Source organism: Mediterraneibacter glycyrrhizinilyticus (assembly GCF_015560805.1).
GTDB lineage: Bacteria > Bacillota > Clostridia > Lachnospirales > Lachnospiraceae > Schaedlerella > Schaedlerella glycyrrhizinilytica_A.
The window spans coordinates 188,735-212,137 of record NZ_JADMSO010000006.1 but is presented as its reverse complement, the minus strand read 5'-3'; the positions used below and the strand labels follow the sequence as shown (position 1 = coordinate 212,137).

The following is a 23,403-nucleotide window of genomic DNA, read 5'->3' as shown; positions in this document are numbered from 1 at the left end:
GTCACTTTCATTATACAACACTATCGAATTTAAGGTGTCTTTCTTTTATGCAAAATCACGAACTTGCTCATTTATAGTTTATTTTTTATTTTGTCAGAAGCATCATGATCTCATTACTTCTCTGTACAAATGCCGTCATCTCTTCCGGATTCAGCGGCTTGTGCGCCAGAATCGCCAGATCATATAACTGTTTACAGATGATCGGAACACTCTTGCTTCTCTTATGTTCCACAACGAATTGTACAAGCGGATGGTTTGCATTCAGGATCAATGTGATCTGACTTCCGAACATTCCCGGATCCATACCTGCCATACCGTACATGCGCATCATTTCCTGCATACGTCTGGACTCCTCGGAAAGAACTGCCATGGAAGCGACCTGATCGTCTTTCAGTTTCTCCACTTTAACGTCAAGCTTTTCATTGTCCAGCTCTTTTCTGAAAATCTCAACAAGACTTTCGGTTGTCTTCCGGAAGCTCTCTTTTTCTTCCTCCGTCACCTCGTCTTTCAGTGAATCATGCACATCCGCATCGATCCGCTGGAATTTGATGTTCTCATTGTGCTGCTCCATATAAGTGATAAACGGAGTGTCGATATTATGCGTCAAGATTACCGCATCCTGTGACTGCTCTTTAAACATCTTAATGTACTGGCTCTGCTGCTGTTCATCTGTCACATAGTAAACGACAGTCTGTTCCTCTTTCTTTTCTTCCTCGGAATCTGCATCTGCTGTCTTGTCTGTGTTTTCTGCTGCTGTGTCTCCGGCATTCTCCGCATTTGAAGTATCCGCAGTTTCTGCCGTGTTTTCGGCATCTGTATTTTCTTCGTCCGCCGGATCAGCTGTTTCCTTCAAATACTCTTCCAGTGTCAGATATTTGTGGCCAAGATTCTTATACAGCATCGAATCTTTGATCTTATTGCCGAACTTCTCGTCTTTAAGACATCCGAACTTTAAGAACGGACTGATGTCATCCCAGTATTTCTCGTAATTCTCACGGTCTGTCTTGAACATTCCGTTCAATTTATCTGCCACTTTCTTGGAAATGTAATCGGCAACTTTATTGACAAATCCATCGTTCTGCAGCGCGCTTCTCGATACGTTCAGTGGCAGATCCGGACAGTCGATCACGCCTTTCAATACCATCAAAAATTCCGGGATCACTTCTTTGATGTTATCCGCGATAAACACCTGATTGTTGTACAGTTTGATCTTGCCCTCCACAGAATCATACTCGGTATTGATCTTCGGGAAATATAAGATTCCTTTCAGGTTGAACGGATAGTCCATATTCAAATGGATCCAGAACAAAGGCTCTTTGTAGTCCATGAAGACTTTCCTGTAAAAATCAATATAATCTTCTTTTGAACACTCACTTGGATTTTTCGTCCAGAGCGGCTTTGTATCACTTAACGATACCGGGCGTTTCACGATCTTCGCTTTCTTCTTCGGCTCACCCTCTTCGCCCTCTTTTACTTCCTCTGTAATATGCTCAACGACCTCGTCCGTATCAAGGACGTCCTCTTCATCGATCGTCTCATATTCCGGTTCTGCATTCTCTTTTGCAAGGAAGATCTCAACCGGCATAAAGGAACAATATTTTTCCAGAACCTCTCTTGCCCGGTACTCATTTGCAAATTCCAGACAATCTTCATTCAAGAACAGTGTGATCTCTGTTCCCACTTCCGTCTTGCTGCCGTCCTGCATCTCGTACTCTGTACCGCCCTGGCTTACCCAGTGTACCGACGCAGCCCCATCTTTGTAAGAAAGTGTATCGATATGCACTTCGTCCGCAACCATAAATGCAGAGTAGAATCCCAGACCAAAATGTCCGATCATCTCATCATCTGTCGTTTTATCTTTATATTTCTCAAGGAACTGGGTTGCTCCGGAAAATGCGATCTGTGTGATATATTCTTCTACCTCTTCCGCAGTCATTCCCAAACCATTATCAATAAACTTCAGCGTCTTCTCTTCCGGATTCACCAGTACCTGGATCTTGCCTTTGTAATCGTCCGGAAGCTCATATTCTCCCATCATATCCAGCTTTTTCAGCTTCGTGATCGCATCGCAGCCATTGGAAACGAGCTCTCTCATAAAAATGTCATGATCCGAATACACCCATTTCTTAATGATCGGAAATATATTTTCACTGTCGATTGATAAATTACCTCTTTTTGTTCCCATGAATAAGACTCCTTTCTGTACTCTGAACTCTCTATTGGGTATTCTAATACAGGCATACTCAAAAGTCAATAGAAATTTAGCACTCATTTTTAGTGAGTGCTAATAATTTTAAAACTTTCTATATGTATGTATGGAATTTCTCTCCTGATTGCGATAAAATAAAAAGAAAAAATACGAGGGAGAAATACTATGGGAAAAATTTATTTGCAAATGTATTCTTTTATGGACGGCACGATGAACGACAGCCGTGAGAACTTAAGACTTGCAGCAGAGATGGGATATGACGGTGTCGAACTGTTCGGACCGCTTCTGGCGATCCCGGCAGAAGAACTGAAATCACTTCTTGACGAATATCATCTGGAACCGATCTCAATGCATGCGCCGACTTCCGATATGGTAGAACAGCTCATTCCTCTTGCCAATGCTCTTGACATGAAATTCATTGGGATCGGAATGGAAACGATGCTCAATGATGACGCAGTTCATGCATTTGCCGGCAAATTAAATCGTCTCGGAAAAGCATGCGCAGAAAACGGGCTGACTTTAACTTATCACAACCACACACAGGAATTTCTTCCATGCGAAGATAAGAAAGTCATCGATATCTTGATGGAAGAAACGGATCCGAAATATGTCAGCTTTGAACTGGATGCCGGTTGGTGCGCTGCCGCAGGATTCGATCCGCTTGCACTTGTCGAACAATACAGTGGTCGTATCAAACTGATCCATGTGAAAGAAAGCGACCGCGTCATCGGACCGCAGCAGCCGATCGATTTCGGAAGCGTCCCAAAAGACGAAAAGGGAATGCCTGTTCTTCCGGAAGAGTTAAAACGTCAGATGGAAGAGATGGACAAGACCAATTGTGTCGCCGGAAAAGGGCTCGTCGATTGGAAAGTACTCAAAGAAACTGCCGACCGTCACGGATGTCAGGCATATATTGTAGAACGTGAATACGCACCGGAGGGAAAACGTCTGGAGTATCTTCAGGCAGATCTGGACTACTACCGCACCCAGATTTAATTTCATATGATCGGATCTGACCATATGAACCAAATACATCCAAAGAAAAGATTTATTGGGAGATGATGACAATGCATATTGAGCAGGCAACAACCGAAGAAGAGATCCAAACGATCGCCGATCTCGCAGAAATAATCTGGCACCAGCATTTCACACCGATCATCGGAAAGGAACAGGTTATTTATATGGTAGAAAAATTTCAATCTTTCAACGCTTTGAAAGAACAGATTGAAAATGGATATGAATACTACCGAATTTTCGATCAGGACGGATTTTGCGGCTACTGCGGCATCCATCCGGAAAACGGAAAGCTCTTCCTCTCCAAACTTTATCTGAAAAAAGAGGCACGGGGAAAACACCTGGCTACAAACGTATTTGAATTTTTAAAGCAACTGTGCCGGGAACGCGGCTTAACTGCGATCTGGCTGACCTGTAACAAACACAATGATAATTCCCTGGCTGTCTACCGCCATCTGGGATTTGAAACCGTGGATACACAGGTTGCCGATATCGGAAACGGATTTGTGATGGATGACTATATTATGGAAGTAACTGTATAGGCGACGAGCCAAAGTCCGTGCTTGCCCGAGACCTTGGCGACTACTTACAATCCCGGAATGTGCCTTTTGGCACTTCCGGTGATTGCCGATCCTGTTTAATGATATTTTTCATAATATTCCTTATAATCAATATCCGCGATCTTCTCGCTCGGCACAAATTCTGCCGGATCTCCCTCTATATAAATCTCCGCACCGTCTGATAAGTAAAGATTATGGTAAGTCTTTCCCGACTCCCCTCCATCCAGCCAGATCGATGTCTCATAATAACCGTCTTCGTCATATGGATCGGTTGTCTTCACTTTCAAGTATAAAACACCCCACCCATTCCACTCCGGAATCGAAACATCATAAACTCCCGGCTCAAAGTCTTTCCCTGCCACGATTTTATCCTCTGTTTCTAACGAAAATGCACATTCCTCCACATTTGGATTTTCTTTCATCTTCAGATCCGACGTCTGTGCATTCTCAGAGGAAAACTCCAGCGTCACATTATCGCTGATCTCAACGATCGCTCCTTCGTACAACCGGACATCCTGCCACTCAAGGAGCTCGTCATATTTTGTGTCTGTCCCGAAATCCTGCCATAAATAAATCGTATTCTCCGCATCGTCCACATTCACATATCCGCTTCCCTCTTTCAATCTGATCGTATAAATACCCTCCGGGATCTGTGAACCGACAATGTACTCCCCGTACTCCAGTTCCTCTATATATGTATCCCCCGATTCATCCAGTTCTCTGCTTACAAATTCATAAGAATGGGGATCTTCTAAAGCGACAAGTTCCCCGCTCTCTTCCGGTTCTGAAAAACCGCTTCCGGACTCTTCCGAATACTCAACGGTCATATTCGTTTCTCCGTAGTAGGATAAATCTGCTTCCATAGCAGAATACATCAGTGCGATCATAAGAACCACGAAACCGATTCCTCCGATCATAAATGCGGCTGTTTTTCTGCTGATTCCTTTCTCCCCGTTCATGTTTTTCTTTTTTTCAAAGTTCAAAGCTCTCTCAAGCCGGAAGCCGCCGCCAGCCGTTCCTTTTTGCATTGTCTGGCGAGTTCCTGCTTTTTTCCATTGACCTGCGCCGCCCGTTTTCGACCACGCCCGTTGCTGTGCTGCCTTATATTTTTGTATGTTCCGAGTCTCCGTCTCACGCTGTTCCTCTGCCATTTCCTCAAAGGAGTCATTTTTCTTTGTCGCGTTGCTCTCATTCAGCCTGTAACGGATTTTCTGGCTTCGTCGATTATCCAGACCACACTCCTTACAATATCCGTTCTGTAATTTTGCCCCACAAAGATAACACCGATCTTTTTTCCCCATATCGTTCACCTGCCTCATCTGAATTTCCAATCCTTTACTATTAATTTACCTTGTTTTTATTCAACACGCAAGCAAAAAAGACATTGCCAAAAAGATTCCTGTTATCCACATTGAAACCTTTTTTCGCAATGTCTTTTCACATTTTCACTTTCTGTTTTGGCAGATGATCAACAACGTTATTGTCTCACGATCTCAAGTGCTTTTTCCAGTTGGTTATCCGCCTCCGGATCGTTCGGATCCTGCTCAAATTCAATCTCCACATCCGGCTTCACGCCTTTTTTATTGATGCTTTCTCCGCTCGGCGGGAAATATTCTGCGGTCGTGATCTTGACGCTGCTTCCGTCCCGCAGTCCGATCACATCCTGTACCACGCCTTTTCCAAATGTCGTTTCCCCGACGATCGTACCGATCCCGTAGTCTTTGACCGCCGCCGCAAATACTTCGGATGCGCTGGCGCTCGATCCATTGACTAATACCGCAAGAGGTTTTGTAAATTCATGTGCCCCATCGCATGTATATTCTTCTGCGGTTCCATCCCGGTCCTTTGTCGTAACGATCACGCCCTCCGGCAGGATCTGCCGAAGCATCTCAACAACCGTGTCCAGATTTCCGCCCGGATTATCCCGGATATCAATGACCAATCCGTTCATCTCCTGTGCTTCCAGATCATTTAACGCCGTCTCAAACTGTGACGCTGTCACCTCGTCAAATTCTTTCACATAAATATAGCCGACCTGCCCGTCTTTCATCTCATATTCCACAGTGTTCTGCTGGATCACGCGCCGCGTCATTGTAAAACTCAGTTCTTCCTCTCCGCGGACAATATGAAGCGTAACTTCCGTCCCCTCCTTTCCGCGAACCCATTTTACAATTTCATCCAGACTTTCATCAACGATCTTATGGTCGTCTACCTGCACAACAAGATCTCCTGCCTGCAGCCCGGCTTCTTCTGCCGGAGATCCCTTTTCAATATCTGTGATCTTTGTCGTTTTGTTCTCCAAATCCTGCGTCATCGTCGCTCCGATTCCCGTAAACTCGCCGGAAATCCCCTGCATCAGTTCTTCTGTCTGCTCTTCTGTATAATAAGTTGTATATGGATCCATCAGACCTGCCATATATCCCGTATAAATGCCCTCTGCCTGTGTATCCTTATCGATCTCATCATGATACAGATAATATTTATCTACCATCTGTTCCAACAAATACAGCTTATTCTCCACCTCCGATGTGGCAGATAATGACTCCGGCAGAAATCCAGCCATGGACGCCCATTTCCAAAGTGCATTTCCACCTGCGATCACACAAAACATAGCGAGGGCGCCTATCAGCGCCCCCCTGAAAAATTCTTTATCTTTTTTCATCCTTGCCCCAACCTTTTAGAAATATGCTTGCGGGTCTACCGGTGCACCGTTCAGTTCAAGCTGGAAATGCAGATGCGCTCCGAAAGAATTGCCGGTATTTCCCACCAATCCGATCGGCTGTCCTTTCGTAACTGTCTGTCCGGCACTGACTAACAGTCCCGAATGATGCATATATTTACCGACAAATCCATTTCCATGATCGATAACGATCCAGTTACCGGCGCTGTCGCTCCATCCTGCGATCAGAACCACTCCATCGGCTGCCGCATATGTAGGTGTTCCCTCCGGTGCTGCCAGATCCAGACCTTTATGGAAAGAAGAATCAAAATCACGGTATCCGAACGTACTGGATACATATCCTGCCGGACACGGATTCGTAAACTGTCCGTTCCCACTCACCACATTGTCGATTACAGGCGGTACATAACTGCTTCCGCCGCCGGAATTGCCGGAATTCTGCGCTGCCTGCTGCTGTGCAGCCTGCTGAGCTGCGGCAGCCGCCGCGGCTGCTGCCTGTTCCTGTTTCAGACGCTCTGCCTCAGCCTGTGCGATCAGATCCTGCAAAAGTGCCGCATTGTCACCGATCTGTTTCTCCAGATCCGAGATCTGGAGATTCTTTTCACTCAAAAGACTTTCCAGATTCGACTGTTTTACAAGCAGATCGTCCCTGAGCACTTCGAGTTCCTCATACTCTGTCTGAAGCGCTGCTTCTTCTGCTTCCACTTCTTTTACAACAGCCTGAAACTCATCAAGCATATCTCTATCATACTCGGAAATCTGTGAAATATACTCTGCCTTATTCAGAAATTCTCCGATATTCTCACTTTCCATCAAAAGCTCGATCACTTGGGAATTTCCATTTTCATACATATACTTGATACGCTTTTTCATACTTTGGTACTGCGTATTCTCTTCGACCTTTGCCTGTACGAGCGCTTCCTCCGCTTCCTCGATCTCGGTCTGCTTATCTGCGAGCTTCGTCTGTGCGTCTTCCATCTCGCCTAAGATGGTATTCAACTGGGTATTCAGCGAATTCTTCTCCGCCTCAGCCGTGCTTTTCTGCTGCTCAAGCGCATCCGCTTTCTGCTGTGCCTCATCGATCGTCGTTGCATTTACATTGATGACCATACCGAAACTCATCACAAAAATCAGACCGCCGCTTAAGATTCTCTTTGTTCTTTTGTTCATTTATACTCACCCTTATATCTTTCTTCTGTGCCAAAAGCAACGTCACTCTTATCGTCCATTCCCCGTTCTTTCACAGAGAGTTCCCCTACGCTTCTCTGCTTTTATCAGACTTTCAAGTGCTTGCGGACTGTAAAGAAACTTCCTACAAATCCGATTCCCACTCCCATCAGAAGACCGATCGGAAGCAGATAACGGTACACACTGTCTACCGGGAGGAACGTAATGATGTTATTCAAGATACTGAACCGCTCCAGAATAAATCCTACCGCTTTTCCGTAAAGCACATACAAAAGTGCCAGCGGGATCACCGCTCCGAATAATCCCATGATCAGACCTTCGATCACAAACGGCGACCGCACGACAAAGTCCTTGGCTCCGATATACTTCATGATCGCGATTTCTTCTTTTCTGACCGTGATACCCATCGTGACCGTATTGCTGATCAGGAAGATCGATACGCCCAACAGGATCAAAATGATCGCGATCGATACATAGCCGACCAATACGTTCACACTCGACAATGTATTCGCCACAACATCGGATTTGTTGACTTGACGTACACCGTCCAGCCCTTTTGCAAATTTTACAAGATCCTGCTGCGTCTTTGACAGCGAACGGCTCTTGGAAATAATATTGACATCATCCTGCTCATCGAGCACTTTCATGTAAACTTCATAGTTATCGGAACCTGCAAGCGGATTATCATCTTTGAATCCCTCCGCCAGTTCCTCGTTGCCCTTGAAATAATCTTTCTGGAATCTATCCCACGCTTCATCCGCAGAAACATATTTCACCTCGGAAACGTCATCCCTGCTTTTCAGTTGTTCCCCGATCTCTTTGATCTGTTCATCGGTCGCATCTTCCTCAAAAAGGACCGTGATCGCAACGCCCTCTTCCGCGGACTTGATAATATACTGAAAGTTCATGATGATCGAGAAAAACAGTCCGAACAGAAAGATACATGCCGACATCGTTGCAATGGAAGCAGCAGAAAACATCTTGTTTCTTCCGATGTTCTTCACACCCTGTTTTCCAACATATCCAATTGTACTAATCCTCATTTGTATACCCACCTTTTCGTTCATCACTTACGATTACGCCTTGTTTCATCGTAATTACACGCTCGTTCATCTCATTGACGATCTCCTGGTTATGTGTAACTACAAGTACCGTTGTCCCTCTGTCGTTCGCTTCTTTCAGAAGACTCATGATCTCCCACGAATTCGTCGGATCCAGGTTACCGGTCGGCTCATCTGCCAGAAGGATCGCAGGTTCATTCACGATCGCACGGGCGATCGCAACCCTCTGCTGCTCTCCGCCGGAAAGTTCTTTCGGATTAGACTTATATTTCTGCGCAAGACCTACGAGAGACAATGCCGCCGGAACTTTTCTCTTGATCACGCGGCTCGGTGTCTCTGTCACACGCAGTGCAAATGCGATATTCTCATAGACATTTCTGTCATTCAGCAGACGGAAATCCTGAAATACGACTCCAAGACCTCTTCTGTATTTTGCAATATTACGGTGTTTCATTCGATTCAGGTTCTGTCCATTCACGATGATCGTCCCCTCTGTCGGATCCAGCTCTTTCATGATCAGACGAATCAATGTAGACTTCCCTGATCCACTGTCACCTACAATGAATACGAACTCGCCTTTTTCAATCTTCACGGATACTCCGTTCAGAGCGGCATGTCCTTTTGAGTACTCTTTCGTGACGTTCTTTAACTCAATCATATGCTCCTCCTAATTATTTTACTCCTTAGTGTCTATCCCGTCCCCATGCCGTACGGGCTCCCCTGTCTGTAAAATGATCAATACTCCAGGGTCTCCATATACTTCATATATTTCACAACCATCAGCGCGATCTTAAATGTGATCGCATCTTCAAACACACGCAGATCCAGACCGGTGCTCTTCTGCAGCTTGTCGAGTCTGTAAACGAGTGTGTTTCTGTGAATATAAAGCTGCCGGGAAGTCTCCGATACGTTCAGGCTGTTCTCAAAGAACTTATTGATCGTAGCCAGTGTTTCCTCGTCGAACTCATCCGGCGATTTCCCCTCGAAAATCTCTCTGATGAACATCTTGCACAACGGAAGCGGAAGCTGATAGATCAGACGTCCGATCCCCAAAGTACTGTAAGCAACAATATCTTTCTCATCGAAAAATATCTTACCCACATCAAGCGCCAGCTTCGCCTCCTTGTAAGACTTGGAAACTTCCTTGATATCATTCACAACTGTTCCGTATGCGATATGGATATGTTCGTCGCCGCTTTCTTCTTTCAGCGTTGCGAGCATCTCTTTTGCCATCCGGTCCAATTCTCTGCTTCCGTCTTTCGGAGACAATTCTTTCACAACAATGATATTCCTCTCGTCCACTGCCGTAATAAAATCTTTCGGTCTTCCGCCGAGAAGCACTCTCACATTGTCAAGGGCAGCGCTGTCCTTTTCGTGCGATGTCTCAATAATAAAGATAACACGTTTTACTTCTGTGTCAATATGTAATTTTTTGGCGCGATTGTAAATGTCCACCAAAAGTAAGTTGTCAAGCAATAAATTTTTAATAAAATTATCCTTGTCAAACCGTTCTTTATAGGCAACCAAAAGGTTCTGGATCTGGAATGCCGCCATCTTGCCGATCATATAGGAATTCTCGCTGTCTCCCTCCACAAGCAGAATGTATTCCAACTGCTGTTCATCAAAAATCTTAAAGAACTGATAGCCTTGGATCACCTGACTTTCGGCCTGTGATTCCACAAATGACCGGACTGAGCCCTCAAACATCTGGCTGTCCTCGAACGTACTGGCCAGCACCTTCTCCTCCGTATCGAAAATACAGAAATCTACCCTTGAGATTCCTTTTAATCCCTCAATTGTGTTAAGAAGTATTTGATTTGTAATCATGACTGCCTCCTCCGATCATCCTTTGACACTTATGTGCATTTTTCACAATTTTTCTTCTTTTGCATCCATAATCTCATACATATATACACTATATTTTAATGCAAACAGCCCAAAAAATAAAGAGGAAATCCACATTTTTATGCATTTCCTCATATTCCCATTTTTCATCTTCCGAACGCAGCGTCAGTGTACAAGGGGAAACACGCCTCAAACCGACGCTATCTATACAAAATAAACAAAATCAATCATTTTTGCTTTCCTGATTCTGCTTTTCAACACGATACCGGAAAATCCGTTTCAGTAGGAACTGCCGTACTTTCCCCGATGCTTTGGGCTTTTCACTCTTCTGCAAAAGAAAAGATCCTCCGCCGATCCAAAGCCTCGCATCCAGAAGCGCGCGGCTACCCGTGATAAAAGAAGCTTCTTTCTGAGCCGGAAGTACCGACAAGACACAATCCATATCTACACCGTTGATCTCATTGATCACACTCTCGGCAAGGTTTATATCATCCGGAAGCACCGCTTTTCCCGCAATGATCAGCCCTTTGCAATACAGATTCAAAGAAGCTTTCAGCCCGGCAAGATCTTCCTCGCTTCCGGCAACCAGAAAAATCCTCTTCTTATTCTTCTGGAAGTACTTCAAAAGCATACGGATAAATGTATGATTCTCCAGATCTTTCACCAGTTCCCGCTCATCTGCTCCCGCCGCTTTCAAAATCTCGCTTTCCCCGGGTATCAAAAGATCCAGTTTTTGAAGCTGTTCTTTCCATACAGCATCATCCTGTCCTCTGACGAGCATCTCCATGGTCACGATCTCTACAGTGCTGACGGTCTCCCCGGTCATAAAATCCATGACCTGCTTCATCGCTTCTTTCGCGGTAAGCCCGGTCAGTTCAATGCCAAATATATTAATATCCCGTTTCATTCTACATTCACCTATCCCCGGCGTACTGCCTTTCTCATTCATCACTCCGTGCTAAATCTGCCCTCAACGGTCACCGTCTTCATCGGTTCTCCACTGATAGCAGTCGTACAATTGTACCAAAAATTCTTACATTCCGCAAGCTTTTTTACATTTTATTTACATTTTCGACATCTAAGTGTCCCTGCTCACACCGTTTTTCTCTGTTCCCGTTTTCTCTTTGTCACAAGCCCTCCGATACGCCCTGTTTCTTTGGACGTCAATCCTTTCCATCCCTCTGCCAAAACGCGGTCCAGAAGTCCCAGCTCTTCCGCAATCTCATACTTCATTTTTTCCTCGGGTTCCAGATTTCGCAGATCGATCGGTTTCTGTTTCTTTGAAGACATCATAAACTCCCTCTTTCTTCTTTTCTTTTGAGTATTGCCTGAAAAAGGGATTTCATACTTCTTTTACTTTGCAGGAAGCTGTTCCATCACGCGGATCATTTCCACGATGGAATATCCGTAATTTTCGTCTGTTGCCCATCCGTATCCTTTCGGATTCTCTTTTTGTCCAAGCCATTCCACATACGGGGCGCTGCCTTTCGTCACATATTCATAACGGTCGTCCACACATTCCTGCGCCAGAACATCGGTTGTCGCATAAGCTTTCAAATGCTGGATCTGGGCGCGGATCCCGGTTCTTACATCCGGATAGGAATTTCCCGGAACGCCCCCTCCGGTTGTTCCGAGCCCTGCAAAATTGAACTGCTCAATAGAAGCATCTCCGCCGTACTGCAGCCAGTTCGTCTCTTTCATCGTCTGCACAAACGCAACTTCCGGACGCACACCCTCTGCAGACGCCTCCTCATAATAAATCTGACAAAATGTTTCTATCGTGTCCGCTCCTCCTTTTGCAAGCGCTTCCGCCGGGTATGGGACGTTTGCAGTCTCAAAATATGCTTTCATCTGCGCGACTGTCACCGGGCTGCTCCCCATGATCGGATACTGGTCGGTCGCCTCCTGCGCCATCTCCTTTGTCTGTGTATCATCCACCTGCACATCATTTGTCTGCGCATCCGTATTTACACTGTTTGTCTGGTTGCTTCTGTTCTGCTCATTTTTACTTTCTTTCTGCACGGTATCCCGCCCGGTAAGCCATGCTCCACCGACTCCAAGCACGACGGCAAGCAAAACGGCAAGTCCGATCTCCAACCATACCATCCGCATACTTTGCTGTTTTTTATGATCCATCCGGTTTCCCTCTCTTCTCACTGTCCTGTCAATGTCAGTGCATAAAGAACCCTTTTCCCTGTGCTCTGACGCAGTCGCTCCTTCTTAAATCTATGAATGATTCTATCACACCATGCCTTTTCCCTTCAAGAAGAAACACTTATAATAAAGAAAGGAAACGTTCCGCTGCCGGTCCGTTTCCTTTCTTTTCTTTCCTCTTATTCTCCGAACAAATCATCTGGAGCAGCTACATAATGCCCTTGACATCTTACGGGCAGAAACTACTCTTTCTAGTCTGTTACAACGCCTTTCTGCAGCATGACATTTGCGTAAATTGCAGACTCTCCGGTCGCGATGATCGCATAGGCGGTTTTTGCCTCATCATAAAATGCGAACCGCTCGATGTTTCCGATCGCATCCGCTCCACGTTCGTCATGTTTTGCCACGATTTCTTTATAAGTATCCCAGATCGGTGTCTCCACCTTGCCTACATCTCCCGGCATCAGCTGCATCAGGTTCACCGGTTTTTCTACATAAGTATCCAATGGAAATACCTGCAGGATCGCATCTAAGATCTCCGGAACGCCATGTCCGTCACAGCGGATCACAATGCTGTCCTTTCCCATCGATTCCGCCGGGAAATTGCCGTCTGCAATGACAATACGATCGCTGTGTCCCATTTCAGCCAACACCATCAACAGTTCCGGTGATAAAATTTTCGGAATTCCTTTTAACATGATCATATCCTCCTCTGATTTTAGATAAGGAGCACCCTGAAGAGCGCTCCTTTCTCTGTTTTTCATTTCAATATTATTTAATTGTCTTGTACATCGGTCCGTAAGCCTGGCATGCTCTGTAATCAGCACCCTCTTTGTCCATACCGAACGCATTCCATGATGCCGGACGGAAGATCTTTTCTTCCGGTACGTTGTGCATAGCTACCGGAATTCTGAGGATCGAGCAAAGTGTGATCAGATCTGCTCCGATATGTCCGTAGCTGATCGCACCGTGGTTAGCACCCCAGTTGTTCATTACATCGTAAGCAGTCTTGAATGCACCCTCTCCTGTTACTCTCGGTGCGAACCATGTACATGGCCATGTGTAGTCTGTTCTCTTCCACAGTACGTCTGTCACTTCATCCGGAAGTTTTACAGTCCATCCCTCTGCGATCTGCAGCATCGGTCCTAAATTCTTTACAAGGTTCAGACGGATCATTGTCACAGGCATCTCAGCCTCTGTTACAAATCTGGATGAGTATCCGCCGCCACGGAAGTATCCAAGGTCTGCGTAGTTCCATGTTGTTGCGTTCATGATCGCATCCTGATCTTCCTCCGTCACTTCATACCACGGTTTCATGACTGCATTTCCGTCCGCATCTTTTGCCTGTCCGTTTGCATCCAGACAAGCTGCTCCGGAGTTGATCAGATGGATGAATCCGCCTGCTTCTTTTGCTTTGCCCTCCAGCTCGTATCCGCCGGTTGCTTTCTTAACAGCCTCCGGGCTCCAGTATGTACGAACGTCCGCAAAGATCTGTGCGGAGTTTGTGAGCAGTTTACTGAACATCATTCCGAGTCCGTTCAGAACGTCGTTCTCTGTTGCCAGAACGTACGGCTCTCTTGCTCCGTTCCAGTCAAAGGAAGTGTTGAGCATTGCCTCTGCAAAGTCACAGTTCGGATAAAAGTCTGTCCACTGTCTCTGTCCCTGGAATCCGGCTGCCAGTGCGTTGTGTCCGACTTTCTCTTCTTCGCATCCCTCCGGCAGGTTTTCGTTTCCGTTCATCAGGTCTTTGATGATGCACATCATCTTAACAACAAATTCCCAATCAGCTTCTTTCGCCTCATCGGACTTCTGAAGTTCTGCCGGGTTCTTATCAAAACCGATCTTGCATTTCTCTTTTGTCCATGCAAGAGCTTTCTGGTATTCTGCTTCGTCGTAGATTCCCTCTGTCATACGACGGATGATCTCCACCTCGTCAACAGATTCTACACGCATTCCAAGGTATTCCTCGATGAATGCCGGATCGATGATGGATCCGCCGATTCCCATACAGATGGAACCGATCTGCAGATAGGATTTTCCTCTCATGGTCGCTGCCGCAACTGCCGCACGTCCGAATCTCAACAGTTTCTCTTTTACATCTTCCGGAATCTCTGTATCGTCCGCTTCACATACATCGTGTCCGTAGATTCCGAATGCCGGAAGTCCTTTCTGTGCATGTGTAGCCAGTACGGATGCAAGGTAAACTGCTCCCGGTCTCTCTGTTCCGTTGAATCCCCATACAGCTTTGATCGTCATCGGATCCATATCCATTGTCTCTGCGCCGTAGCACCAGCATGGTGTAACTGTCAGTGTAATGTCAACGCCCTCTTTTTTGAATTTGTCCGCACATGCTGCCGATTCAGCCACACGTCCGATCGTTGTATCTGCAATGACAACTTTTACCGGCTCGCCGTTTGTATATCTTAAGTTTTCCTCAAACAGTTTTGCGGCGGATTTTGCCATGTTCATTGTCTGCTCTTCCAGAGATTCACGAACTTTCAGCACACCTCTTCTTCCGTCAATTGTAGGTCTGATTCCAATTACCGGGTAGTCACCGATCAATCTTGATTTTGCCATAGTTAGTTTCCTCCTTGATTCTAATGAATAAAAGTTTTAAATTTCTCATATGCAGCATCCCATTTTTCCGCGTCCTGCGGGAGATACTCATATGTAGTTTCTGAATCTGCAATGATCTTTCTCGCTTCCGCGACGTCTTTGATCTCGCCGAGCGCCATCAGCTGTACCGCAATATTACCCAGCGCGGTTGCCTCTACCGGTCCCGCGATCACTTTGCGTCCCGCTGCTCCCGCTGTCATCTGACAGAGCAGTTTGCTCTGGATTCCGCCGCCGATCATGTTGATGACCGGATAATGTTTTCCGGTGCAGGATTCGATCTGTTCCAGTGCATATCTGTACTTCATCGCCAGACTCTGGTTGATACAGCACATGATCTCGCCGATCGTCTCCGGTACTTTCTGTCCCGTTCTGCGGCAAAATTCACGGATACGCTCCGGAATGTTCCCCGCCGCTACAAATTCCGGCGCATCCGGATCGATGAAACTCTGGAACGGCTCTGCTTCAAGCGCCATCTTCTCCAGTTCTCCAAACGAGTATTCTTTTCCTTCTCTGATCCACTGTCTTCTGCTTTCCTGTGCAAGCCAGAGACCGATGATATTCTTCAAAAGGGTCGTTGTGTCTCCGTAGCCGCCCTCGTTGCTGACATTACACTCCAGAGATTTCTCTCCGATGACCGGTCCGTCCAGTTCGGTTCCAAACAGACTCCAAGTGCCGCAGCTGATAAAGATAAAATCTTTCTCCTGTGTCGGAACGGATACGACTGCGCTCTGCGTGTCATGTCCCGTGATCGCGATCACTTTCGCCGGCTCTACCCCCAGTTCCTCACAGATCTGCGGTTTCAGAGTGCCGACAACCGTTCCGCTCGGAACGATTTCCGGCAGGATCTTCTTCGGAATCCGAAGTGCCTCCAAAATCGGTTCACACCATTCTTTTGTATTGGCATCCAAAAGCTGAGTCGTCGCCGCCATCGTATATTCCGCTTTCTTCTCTCCTGTCAGGAAATAGTTAAACAGATCCGGCGTCAATAAAAGTGTATCTGCCTTTTCCAGAAGCCACGGTCTTTTCTGAACCAGTGAATACAACTGGAAAATGGTATTAAAGTTTTCAAACTGAAGTCCCGTCAGACGATAAACCTCATCTTTCGGGATCGCTTTGAATACTTCCTTCTGCATTCCGAGTGTCCGGTCATCTCTGTAATGCACGGCACTCTCCAGCAATGCGCCGTGTTCATCGAGAAGCCCAAAATCCACTCCCCATGTATCAATACCTATACTGTCAAATCCGCCTTTTTGTTTTGCTTTTACAATTCCTTGTTTGATCTCAAAGAAATGCCGCAGCGTATCCCAGTACATCGTGTCATTCAAAATAACCGGATCGTTGGAGAATCGGTGCACTTCTTCCATCCGGATCTTTCCGTTTTCCAGACTTCCGAGGATTGCCCGTCCGCTTCCTCCGCCAAAGTCGAACGCGAGTACCTGTCTTTTCTTATCGCTCACTCACGTACCTCCTTTCACCCCGCGATCGCGCAGGGAATCTGTATTTCTGTTGCTGGCTTTATTCTAACATTGTTTTTCAAAATATACTTGTGTTATAATGATAAAAAATATAACAATATTCACATATTTTTAAAGCGTGATCCACAGCAAAACATCACGCTTACAGATAAGGAGTCTCTATGCAGTATATTAATTATAGGGAAAGCCGTCAGAGAGGAACCGCCGACTTTCCGATCGAATATCACCACGTTTCCCCGACACACCCGCAATACATCATGGCACTTCACTGGCATGTGGAATTTGAACTGATCCGGATCCTGAGCGGTTCTCTGAAGCTGACCGTCGACGAAGAAGAATATACCGCGAAAGCTGGTTCTTCCTGCTTTATTCCCGCCGGAACGATCCATGCCGGAGAGCCGGACAACTGTGTCTATGAATGTCTTGTCTTCGATATGAATGTGCTGATGAACAAGAACGACGACTGCTGCCGGCTGATCCGGCGCGTGATCGATCACCAGGTGGAACTGCCGCATCATTTCCCGGATTCCCGCGCCGGGATCAACCGGATCGTCTGGTCCATCTTCGACGCTTCCGCCTCCAAAAACGAGGGATACCAGCTTGTTGTCCTCGGCGCAATGTATCAGCTCTTTGGTACGATTTTCGCCACACATGATTACAAGCCGGTTCCGGAAAAACAGACGCGCACACACCGCAGGATCCTGCAGCTTAAACAGGCGCTGGAGTTTATGGAGTCCTCCTATAACCAGCCGATCACATTGGAAGAGATGGCCGAAAGCGTCGGCATGTCCCCCAAATATTTCTGCCGATTTTTTCACGAGATGACCCACCGCACCCCCGTTGATTATCTCAATTATTATCGGATCGAACGTGCCTGCTATCAGCTGATGACGACCAATCTCTCGATCACGGATGTGGCCTACGGATCCGGTTTCAACGACTTAAGCTACTTCATCAAAACATTTAAAAAATACAAAGGAACTACACCCAAAAAGTTTTTGAGGTAGTTCCCGGCATTCCTTTCGGGGGACGATCAGAAGATCCCGAAGATCTTCTCCCGAAAGGAGGCATATAATGTGTCATAGTCTGTATATTGGATATCGCTTTCTTTAAACGTCCGGCTCCATACTTTGCAGATACCGTCTGCGATCCGTTTGGCGTCCGGACTCTCCAGCTTCAGGATCGTCGGAAATACATAATAAATCATGAAAAAGTTCAGATCCATCTGCGTCCGTGCATTGATCTTGCCTTTCTTGTTCTTAAACTTCTTGTCCACTGCGTTGACAAAACATTGTGCCAGCTCCTCTACCGCCGCATCCTTATCTTCGGCGGCTTCCACATATTCTTTCATTTCCTCAAAATAAAACCCATTCTCACGGACAAATACTTCTGTATTCGCCTCGTAAGATTTCTTCTTCAGATGGTGCAGCATCTGTTCCAAATCATCAAAAATCGTTTCAATTCCCTGAAGCATAGTCTTCCTCCTGCCATTTCCATAAATTGTGCATCTGTATTCCCTTACCCAAAGCGAACACTTTTAAACCAGTATTGAAAGTGTTCGCTTTTGGTACACGCTGTCTTTATTATAAACGATAAACCGGAAAAAGAAAAGGGAAGCCGCTTTATTCGGCTCCCCCTGTTCTCATGGTCGTCTCAACCGTATTTGTTTGTATTACAGATTAGTCATACAGGTTCGGAGAGATTTCCGGATCTTCCATATTTGTGGAATCATACCAGTATCCGTCTGTCTCAACGTCAGATACTTCTTCACCCTCACAGATCTTGTACAGAGTCTCGATGGAGATTTTTCCCTGCATCAGAGGAGACTGTGTAACTGCTCCGAGAAGAGTACCGTCTTTTACAGCTGCTTTGATAACTGAACCAGCATCAAATCCTGCTGCGATGATGTTTTTCTCCGGATCGCTTCCGAGTACGTTCAGGTTGTTGTTTGCTGTCAGAACACCCTCTGCAGATACCTGGTTAGAACCAAAGATCGCGATCGTGTCTTCTTTGTTCATAATGTTGGCAGCTTCTGTTGAGCAAAGCTCTACAGTTGTCTGTGCCGGAACTGCTACTTCGATGATGATGTCTGCTTCACCCTCAGCTACGGTTCCCTCTACAAGGTTCTTGTAGTAGTCATTTCCAACTACCGCGCATTTCTTTCCGTCTGCTTCCGCAAGTTCGATGAATCTGTTGATGAATCCAAGTCCACGCTCTGTGATGTTTGCAGATGTAGCATCCTGGTTAACTTCACCTACACGAACCGGCTCTTTTGCGTTAGCAATTTTGTCTTTTACTGCTTCGTAGATCTTGTCTGCTGCGATCGCACCTGCCGCACCGTTGTTTGTTACAACTGTTGCGTATACAGATCCTTCCGGAGCATCCGGTACACCAGAGTCAAAACATACTACCGGGATACCTTTGTCAAGGGCTGTCTGCAGAGATTCGATTACAGAGTTCTGGTCACAAGCTGCAAGAGCGATTCCGTCCGGAGCCTGATTGATCGCATTGTTCAGCATGTTTACCTGATCAGCGATATCTGACTCAGCGTTCGGTCCTGTTGTATTTGTTGTAACGCCAAGTTCTTCCTCAGCCTGCTCGATTCCCTGAACAGCTGCCTGCCAGTAAGATGACTGGAAGCTCTTAACTACAACTTCGAAATGATAGTCTCCGCCGCCTTTGCTTTCATCTTTTTTTCCTTCATCCGTTGCTTCTGTCTTAGTGCCTTCATCCTTTTTGGCGTCGTCTCCACCGCCGCCGCATCCTGCGAGCATTCCGACTACCATGCATCCACCGAGTAATACTGCTAAAACTTTCTTTTTCATACTTTCTTGTCCTCCTTAGACATTTTTATATAGTAACAGCCGGCAGCATCTTTGCTGAAAAATCCGTTTCCGGCTGCTATCTATCATGATTGATTTTCCTGCACAGAATGATAAATTCTGATTACATCTTCTCGTTCTTTCTCTTTAAGATATCTACAAGTACCGCTGCGATCAGCACGAAACCTGTGATGATCTGCTGCCAGTTTGCTGTCAGTCCGATGAACGGAAGTCCTGTCTTCAACATACAGATTACGAATACACCTGCCAGTGTTCCGGTGATGCTTCCCGCTCCACCTGACATGGACACACCGCCGATAATCGCTCCGCCGATGGCTTCAAGCTCAAATCCGGCTCCGCTTCCCGGCTGAACCGTTGCGAAGATCGCGGAGTAAGAAATTGCTGCCAGTCCTGCGAAGAAACCGGAGATCACATATGCGAAAATGTGATAGAATTTTACGTTTACTCCGGAAAGTCTTGTCGCTTCTTTGTTGCTTCCGATCGCCAGTGTATAACGTCCGATCTTTGTATGATTCAGTACAAATGTCATCAAGATCACCAGCAGGATGATCCAGATAAATCCGATCGGAATGTTCGTTCCGTTCACCTGGATCTTAAAGATGCTTCTGAACCAGCCTCCCTCTGCTGCCGCTGCCGGCCAGGAGATTCCGAAACCGCCGACAATGATGGAACCGAGTCCACGGGTGATCATACAAGTACAAAGTGTTGCCAAAAACGGCGGCAGATCCATCAATGCTACCAGACATCCGTTCAGTACACCGACTGCACATCCCATCAAAATGCTGACAAGCATTCCTGCCCATGTCGGCCATCCCTGATATACGATCAGGTAACCGCCTACCAGTGAGTAACATACAAGACCTGTACCGATGGAAAGGTCAACACCTCCGGTCATCAGCGGGAACGCAACTCCGATCGCCATCAAGGTAATGTAATATGAGAAGTCAAGTATGTTTACGAATGTTGTATATTTTCTAAAGTTCGGGCTCATCACACTGAAGAAGATGAACAATGCGATCACAACGAGAAGAACGATGAACTTCTGTCCTCCCAGTCTGTCGATTGTCGACCTTTTCGTGCCGGCCGTCTGAGTCGTCTTATTTGCCATTACTCTTTCCTCCCTATTCAATCTCTCGTGTAGCCATGTTCATGATATTCTCCTGTGTTGCTTCGGAGATATCCAGCTCACCCGTCTTCTTACCTTCGCACATTACGACGATTCTGTCGCTCATACGGAGGATCTCGGTCATTTCAGAGGAGATCATGATGATCGCTTTTCCCTCTGCCGCCAAAGAATTCATCAATTTGTAGATCTCATTCTTTGCTCCGACGTCGATACCTCTGGTAGGTTCATCGAATATCAGGATGTCACAGTCTCTGGTCAGCCATTTTGCAATAACGACTTTCTGCTGGTTACCACCGGACAGATTCACTACAAGCTGATCTACATCCGGTGTCTTTGTAGCAAGTGATTCTACATATTTTTCAGCAACTTCTTTTTCTTTCTTCTTGTCAATGAAAATACCTTTCATGTACTGCTCAAGCGTTGCCATTGTCGTATTTTCCGCAACGGATTTCTGTACGACGATACCATATCGTTTTCTGTCCTCCGACAAATATCCGATGCCGCATTTTACAGCGTCCTGCGGACTCTTGATCGTAACCTTTTTACCGTTTACATAAATATCTCCGCTGTCCATCGGATCTGCTCCGAACAGTGCTCTCGCCGTCTCCGTACGTCCCGCTCCCATCAGTCCGGAGAATCCTAAGATCTCTCCTTTGTGAAGTTCAAAGCTTACATCCTGTACCATCTTGCCTGCATTTAAGTGCTCTACTTTCAGAACGACCGGTGCATCTTTCGGAACGGTACTCTCCGTCTTCGGATCTTCATAGATCACACGTCCGACCATCATGTTGATGATATCGTCTTTTGTACTGTCTTTTGTGATCAATGTTCCTACATAAGAACCGTCACGCATAACGGTTACACGGTCTGTGATCACTTTGATCTCATCCATACGGTGGGAAATATAGACGATTCCGATTCCCTTTTCTTTCAAGTCACGGATGATCTTGAACAATTCCTGGATCTCCGTCTCTGTCAGCGCTGCCGACGGCTCATCGAAAATGATAACTTTTGCGTCATGGGAAATTGCTTTTGCGATCTCACACATCTGCTGTTTTCCGACTGTCAGTCTTCCCATCATTTCTCTCGGATCGATATCGATGTTCATGCGGTCGAACAGTTTCTTTGCTTCTTCATTCATCTTCTTATCATCGATGCGGATTCCTTTTTTGAATTCGCGTCCGATGAAAATGTTCTGCGCTACCGTCAGGTGGCTCAACATATTCAGCTCCTGATGCACGATCACGATACCTGCATCCTGCGCTTCTCTTGTATTGGAAAATTCTACTTCTTTTCCCTCATATGTAATTGTACCGGAATCTTTTTTATAGATACCTGTCAGCACTTTCATCAGTGTTGACTTTCCGGCTCCGTTCTCTCCCATCAGAGCAAGGACTTCACCTTTTCTGACTTCCAGATCTACATGATCCAGTGCGTGAACACCCGGGAAAGACTTGTCAATATCTTTCATCGTTAATATAACTTCGCCCATTCTCTTACCCTTGCCTTTCTCTTCTCAATCTAAGATGCCATGTGACATTATCAATTCTTTCTGCGTCTTGCAACAACATCGCTGAATACAGCGGCGATTACAATCACACCTGTGATGATAAGCTGGTAATCTTTTGTAAAGCCAAGAGCAAGAATTCCCTCCTGGAGCAGTGCGATAATGAACACACCGATCACAGTTCCGCTGATCGAAGCAAGTCCGCCTGCCATGGATGTTCCACCCATTACGCATCCCGCGATCGCCTCGTTATTGTACTGGTCTCCATATCCAGGCTGAACAGTTGTGTAAGCAGCCACATAGAAGATCGCTCCGATTCCTACGAGAAGACCACAAATGATGTAGGAGATCATCTCCCATTTCTTTACATCCACACCGGAAAGCCGAACCGCTTCTTTGTTGCTTCCAAGTGAAAGGATATAACGTCCGATCTTTGTCTTGTTTAAGATGATCGCACAGACAATGGCTACTGCAAGGAAAATGAACAGTCCCACCGGAATATCTCCGACTTTGATCAGGGATCTGTACCAACCGCCTTCTGCTGTAGCCTGCGGCCAGCTGACGGACTGTGTTTTTGTAAATACAGATGCAAGACCTTTTGCGATGTTCATACTTGCCATCGAAGTAATAAAGGATGGTACGGACCAATAAGCTACCAGATAACCATTGAACAATCCGAATGCCAGTCCCACAAAGATACTGATCACGATCGCCGCTCCCATCGGAACTCCGTGTGCGGTCAGGCTGTAACCTGAAACAAGCGCACAGCAGAACATAACCGGTCCGATCGAGAAGTCGATCCCTCCTGTTGCGATCACGAACGTAACTCCCAATGATAAGAATCCCAGGAAATATGCATAGTTAAGGGCGCTCAGAATTCTCTGCATTCCCGCGAATTTTCCCTGCGTCAATACGCAGAAGAGACCGTACATGAGAATTAAGACAAAACATAAGACGATTCTGTTAAACCCTACCTTTTTTACAAAAGGATTTTGTTTAATCTTTTCCACTCTTCTTCCTCCTACTTCAATAAGATTACGCGTTTTCTGTCCCTGCGTCAGAAAGCGCCCCGAAGACATCTGCTGTCCCCGGAACATAGGTTTATTATAGTCGCCCTGTTTCAAA

The 23,403-nt window shown here is 46.1% G+C and carries 21 protein-coding genes; 3 read left to right on the top strand and 18 right to left on the bottom strand.

Annotated elements, in window-relative coordinates; all coding sequences use genetic code 11:
* Window positions 1-85: 85 nt before the first annotated feature.
* On the bottom strand, window positions 86-2,185 hold the full coding sequence (htpG, locus tag I2H87_RS08285) for a molecular chaperone HtpG (protein WP_117551323.1): 2,100 nt from the start codon (window positions 2,183-2,185) through the stop codon (window positions 86-88).
* Window positions 2,186-2,374: 189 nt separating this feature from the next.
* Between htpG and I2H87_RS08280 the strand changes: the two genes are divergently transcribed.
* Window positions 2,375-3,205, top strand: a complete 831-nt coding sequence (locus I2H87_RS08280; RefSeq protein ID WP_022151757.1) for a sugar phosphate isomerase/epimerase family protein — start codon at window positions 2,375-2,377, stop codon at window positions 3,203-3,205.
* Window positions 3,206-3,276: 71 nt separating this feature from the next.
* Window positions 3,277-3,765, top strand: coding sequence for a GNAT family N-acetyltransferase (locus I2H87_RS08275; protein WP_195609696.1), 489 nt, complete (start codon window positions 3,277-3,279; stop codon window positions 3,763-3,765).
* A 95-nt stretch (window positions 3,766-3,860) separates the two neighbouring features.
* Here I2H87_RS08275 and I2H87_RS08270 read toward each other — a convergent pair whose 3' ends face one another.
* The 12 genes from I2H87_RS08270 to I2H87_RS08215 all read right to left on the bottom strand — a co-directional run bounded on the left by I2H87_RS08270 (window position 3,861) and on the right by I2H87_RS08215 (window position 16,784).
* Window positions 3,861-5,084: a hypothetical protein gene (locus tag I2H87_RS08270; protein ID WP_195609695.1), complete on the bottom strand. Its 1,224-nt coding sequence runs from the start codon at window positions 5,082-5,084 to the stop codon at window positions 3,861-3,863.
* Window positions 5,085-5,260: 176 nt separating this feature from the next.
* Window positions 5,261-6,445 carry a S41 family peptidase gene (locus I2H87_RS08265; protein WP_195609694.1) on the bottom strand — a complete coding sequence of 395 codons (1,185 nt, stop codon included), beginning with the start codon at window positions 6,443-6,445 and terminating at the stop codon, window positions 5,261-5,263.
* 15 nt (window positions 6,446-6,460) lie between these two features.
* A complete protein-coding gene (locus tag I2H87_RS08260) occupies window positions 6,461-7,633 on the bottom strand; it encodes a murein hydrolase activator EnvC family protein (RefSeq protein WP_009267964.1) in 1,173 nt (390 codons plus the stop codon).
* Window positions 7,634-7,737: 104 nt separating this feature from the next.
* Entirely contained in the window at window positions 7,738-8,694 is a 957-nt protein-coding gene (locus tag I2H87_RS08255; RefSeq protein ID WP_117551301.1) for a permease-like cell division protein FtsX, read from the bottom strand.
* Entirely contained in the window at window positions 8,684-9,370 is a 687-nt protein-coding gene (gene ftsE / locus I2H87_RS08250; RefSeq protein ID WP_009267966.1) for a cell division ATP-binding protein FtsE, read from the bottom strand. The genes I2H87_RS08255 and ftsE overlap by 11 nt, the downstream gene beginning before the upstream one ends.
* Window positions 9,371-9,447: 77 nt before the next feature.
* Entirely contained in the window at window positions 9,448-10,539 is a 1,092-nt protein-coding gene (locus I2H87_RS08245; protein ID WP_022151759.1) for a PucR family transcriptional regulator, read from the bottom strand.
* A 241-nt stretch (window positions 10,540-10,780) separates the two neighbouring features.
* Window positions 10,781-11,464: a WecB/TagA/CpsF family glycosyltransferase gene (locus tag I2H87_RS08240; protein WP_054703756.1), complete on the bottom strand. Its 684-nt coding sequence runs from the start codon at window positions 11,462-11,464 to the stop codon at window positions 10,781-10,783.
* A gap of 185 nt (window positions 11,465-11,649) precedes the next feature.
* Window positions 11,650-11,847 (bottom strand): small, acid-soluble spore protein, alpha/beta type, encoded by a 198-nt coding sequence (locus tag I2H87_RS08235; protein WP_054703785.1) that lies wholly within the window; start codon window positions 11,845-11,847, stop codon window positions 11,650-11,652.
* 63 nt (window positions 11,848-11,910) lie between these two features.
* On the bottom strand, window positions 11,911-12,693 hold the full coding sequence (locus I2H87_RS08230; protein ID WP_117551299.1) for a glucosaminidase domain-containing protein: 783 nt from the start codon (window positions 12,691-12,693) through the stop codon (window positions 11,911-11,913).
* 269 nt (window positions 12,694-12,962) lie between these two features.
* A complete protein-coding gene (locus tag I2H87_RS08225; protein ID WP_054703753.1) occupies window positions 12,963-13,409 on the bottom strand; it encodes an RbsD/FucU family protein in 447 nt (148 codons plus the stop codon).
* A 73-nt stretch (window positions 13,410-13,482) separates the two neighbouring features.
* The gene (locus I2H87_RS08220; protein ID WP_117551297.1) at window positions 13,483-15,288 is read right to left on the bottom strand and encodes an L-fucose isomerase; all 1,806 of its coding nucleotides are present in this window, start codon (window positions 15,286-15,288) and stop codon (window positions 13,483-13,485) included.
* Window positions 15,289-15,308: 20 nt separating this feature from the next.
* Complete coding sequence (locus tag I2H87_RS08215; protein WP_009267974.1) at window positions 15,309-16,784, bottom strand: rhamnulokinase; 1,476 nt, start codon at window positions 16,782-16,784, stop codon at window positions 15,309-15,311.
* 179 nt (window positions 16,785-16,963) lie between these two features.
* Between I2H87_RS08215 and I2H87_RS08210 the strand changes: the two genes are divergently transcribed.
* Complete coding sequence (locus I2H87_RS08210; RefSeq protein ID WP_009267975.1) at window positions 16,964-17,809, top strand: AraC family transcriptional regulator; 846 nt, start codon at window positions 16,964-16,966, stop codon at window positions 17,807-17,809.
* Window positions 17,810-17,835: 26 nt separating this feature from the next.
* Here the strand turns inward: I2H87_RS08210 and I2H87_RS08205 are convergent, their stop codons facing one another.
* From I2H87_RS08205 to I2H87_RS08185, 5 genes are all read right to left on the bottom strand, one after another.
* Window positions 17,836-18,276, bottom strand: a complete 441-nt coding sequence (locus I2H87_RS08205; RefSeq protein ID WP_022151762.1) for a hypothetical protein — start codon at window positions 18,274-18,276, stop codon at window positions 17,836-17,838.
* Between the two features lie 205 nt (window positions 18,277-18,481).
* Window positions 18,482-19,627, bottom strand: coding sequence for a substrate-binding domain-containing protein (locus I2H87_RS08200; protein ID WP_022151545.1), 1,146 nt, complete (start codon window positions 19,625-19,627; stop codon window positions 18,482-18,484).
* 121 nt (window positions 19,628-19,748) lie between these two features.
* The gene (locus I2H87_RS08195) at window positions 19,749-20,753 is read right to left on the bottom strand and encodes an ABC transporter permease (protein WP_009267978.1); all 1,005 of its coding nucleotides are present in this window, start codon (window positions 20,751-20,753) and stop codon (window positions 19,749-19,751) included.
* Between the two features lie 13 nt (window positions 20,754-20,766).
* Window positions 20,767-22,263, bottom strand: coding sequence for a sugar ABC transporter ATP-binding protein (locus I2H87_RS08190; protein ID WP_009267979.1), 1,497 nt, complete (start codon window positions 22,261-22,263; stop codon window positions 20,767-20,769).
* A gap of 50 nt (window positions 22,264-22,313) precedes the next feature.
* On the bottom strand, window positions 22,314-23,288 hold the full coding sequence (locus I2H87_RS08185) for an ABC transporter permease (protein ID WP_022151543.1): 975 nt from the start codon (window positions 23,286-23,288) through the stop codon (window positions 22,314-22,316).
* Window positions 23,289-23,403 lie beyond the last annotated feature (115 nt).

Bases quoted from the DNA above. Each gene is read 5' to 3' on its own strand.
- htpG (WP_117551323.1), bottom strand. From the start codon at position 2,185: ATGGGAACAAAAAGAGGTAATTTATCAATCGACAGTGAAAATATATTT.
- I2H87_RS08280 (WP_022151757.1), top strand. From the start codon at position 2,375: ATGGGAAAAATTTATTTGCAAATGTATTCTTTTATGGACGGCACGATG.
- I2H87_RS08275 (WP_195609696.1), top strand. From the start codon at position 3,277: ATGCATATTGAGCAGGCAACAACCGAAGAAGAGATCCAAACGATCGCC.
- I2H87_RS08270 (WP_195609695.1), bottom strand. From the start codon at position 5,084: ATGGGGAAAAAAGATCGGTGTTATCTTTGTGGGGCAAAATTACAGAAC.
- I2H87_RS08265 (WP_195609694.1), bottom strand. From the start codon at position 6,445: ATGAAAAAAGATAAAGAATTTTTCAGGGGGGCGCTGATAGGCGCCCTC.
- I2H87_RS08260 (WP_009267964.1), bottom strand. From the start codon at position 7,633: ATGAACAAAAGAACAAAGAGAATCTTAAGCGGCGGTCTGATTTTTGTG.
- I2H87_RS08255 (WP_117551301.1), bottom strand. From the start codon at position 8,694: ATGAGGATTAGTACAATTGGATATGTTGGAAAACAGGGTGTGAAGAAC.
- ftsE (WP_009267966.1), bottom strand. From the start codon at position 9,370: ATGATTGAGTTAAAGAACGTCACGAAAGAGTACTCAAAAGGACATGCC.
- I2H87_RS08245 (WP_022151759.1), bottom strand. From the start codon at position 10,539: ATGATTACAAATCAAATACTTCTTAACACAATTGAGGGATTAAAAGGA.
- I2H87_RS08240 (WP_054703756.1), bottom strand. From the start codon at position 11,464: ATGAAACGGGATATTAATATATTTGGCATTGAACTGACCGGGCTTACC.
- I2H87_RS08235 (WP_054703785.1), bottom strand. From the start codon at position 11,847: ATGTCTTCAAAGAAACAGAAACCGATCGATCTGCGAAATCTGGAACCC.
- I2H87_RS08230 (WP_117551299.1), bottom strand. From the start codon at position 12,693: ATGGATCATAAAAAACAGCAAAGTATGCGGATGGTATGGTTGGAGATC.
- I2H87_RS08225 (WP_054703753.1), bottom strand. From the start codon at position 13,409: ATGTTAAAAGGAATTCCGAAAATTTTATCACCGGAACTGTTGATGGTG.
- I2H87_RS08220 (WP_117551297.1), bottom strand. From the start codon at position 15,288: ATGGCAAAATCAAGATTGATCGGTGACTACCCGGTAATTGGAATCAGA.
- I2H87_RS08210 (WP_009267975.1), top strand. From the start codon at position 16,964: ATGCAGTATATTAATTATAGGGAAAGCCGTCAGAGAGGAACCGCCGAC.
- I2H87_RS08205 (WP_022151762.1), bottom strand. From the start codon at position 18,276: ATGCTTCAGGGAATTGAAACGATTTTTGATGATTTGGAACAGATGCTG.
- I2H87_RS08200 (WP_022151545.1), bottom strand. From the start codon at position 19,627: ATGAAAAAGAAAGTTTTAGCAGTATTACTCGGTGGATGCATGGTAGTC.
- I2H87_RS08195 (WP_009267978.1), bottom strand. From the start codon at position 20,753: ATGGCAAATAAGACGACTCAGACGGCCGGCACGAAAAGGTCGACAATC.
- I2H87_RS08190 (WP_009267979.1), bottom strand. From the start codon at position 22,263: ATGGGCGAAGTTATATTAACGATGAAAGATATTGACAAGTCTTTCCCG.